Annotated in this window: 2 protein-coding genes and 1 pseudogene; 1 reads left to right on the top strand and 2 read right to left on the bottom strand. The window is 49.6% G+C overall.

What is annotated here, in order from left to right; translation table 11 throughout:
- Window positions 1–656: 656 nt before the first annotated feature.
- Window positions 657–755 (top strand): annotated as a pseudogene (locus tag BQ17_RS24530) (M15 family metallopeptidase); the annotation flags it as partial.
- A 16-nt stretch (window positions 756–771) separates the two neighbouring features.
- On the opposite strand, the gene BQ17_RS23855 reads toward BQ17_RS24530, so the two are convergent.
- Both BQ17_RS23855 and BQ17_RS02080 read right to left on the bottom strand, forming a co-directional pair.
- Window positions 772–846 (bottom strand): DUF433 domain-containing protein, encoded by a 75-nt coding sequence (locus BQ17_RS23855; protein ID WP_369406452.1) that lies wholly within the window; start codon window positions 844–846, stop codon window positions 772–774.
- The gene (locus BQ17_RS02080; RefSeq protein WP_089724076.1) at window positions 813–1,058 is read right to left on the bottom strand and encodes a helix-turn-helix domain-containing protein; all 246 of its coding nucleotides are present in this window, start codon (window positions 1,056–1,058) and stop codon (window positions 813–815) included. Before BQ17_RS02080 ends, BQ17_RS23855 begins: the two co-directional genes overlap by 34 nt.
- Between the last annotated feature and the right edge of the window lie 20 nt (window positions 1,059–1,078).

Genomic DNA, 1,078 nt, shown 5'->3' on the forward strand with positions numbered 1-1,078 from the left:
TGCATGTCCAGATCGACAGTAACTACACACTACAACTTGTTGTCTTAGATAGAAATAATGTGGGGATATCTCAGGGTTCAACCCATTTCCGAAGTAACTTGGCATGCCACGAATGTTCTTGTTAGAGAGATCGGTGTCGTTGACACAATTCGATTCCTGAGCCAGTTCAGAGTCGGCACGGGAAACTACACTGAAGAACGCGAGCAACTTTTCAAGGGCATGTCCGCGAAAGACATAATCGCCGATATCAAGTCGCAGCGAAAAAGCGCTTAACGAGGTGCTTCACAGACATTTGGTCTATTGTGATTAAGGTCCCGGTTGACGTTCTGGCTTTATGCCACACTGCTACTGCCGGCGGCTACCAACAAAACAGGCTCTTAATGGGTCGTTTTTCACGGCTCATTCGCCTAACATTTGGCTGCAAGCGACCCAATGCCGCGGTTCGGCTCCTCTGTAACTTTCAAGCAATGAACACGAATCCACACTAATTTTCGTGTCTATTCGTGTTCATTCGTGGTTTTTAATAACGAAAGGGTTCCAATTGGGACGTTCAATTACACTGTCATTTTTCCTGCTCTTATGCGCCCTTTCGGGATTCCCATCTTTAGCCGACAATTTGCCGGAGGGCTTCGTCGACGTCAAGGGTATCATCCCCAATAAAGCATGGTTTTGAACCCTTGGAACAAGAGTGGTGGCATTTCACGTTAATGGGTGAGCCATTTCCAAACGATTATTTTGACTTTGCAGTCAAATAGATATTTCTTCAGCCCGTCATGCGGCATAGCGCAGTGCTTGCATGATGTCCTCGCGCTCTAAGTAGGGATAGTCGGCGAGGATGTCTTCAATCGGGAGATACGCCCGCGTAATAGGTCGTTTATCCGCGGCTGGGTTACGCCGCAGTGAATGGCCGCCTCGTGTTGGGTCCAGCCCTGTTCCACTACGATGGTGCCGATCTGCTCCATCAGTTGGGAGCGTAGCTTGAGGTTGGCCGCCTCCGCCGATGTGTCGGCGATCGCGTCCCAAACGCTGTCGAAAGTCTCGATCTCTGTATTGCTCATGGCTCATCTTGGATCAGCCG

The sequence above is a fragment of the Candidatus Thiosymbion oneisti genome (assembly GCF_900092655.1).
Classification (GTDB): Bacteria; Pseudomonadota; Gammaproteobacteria; order Chromatiales; family Chromatiaceae; genus Thiosymbion; species Thiosymbion oneisti.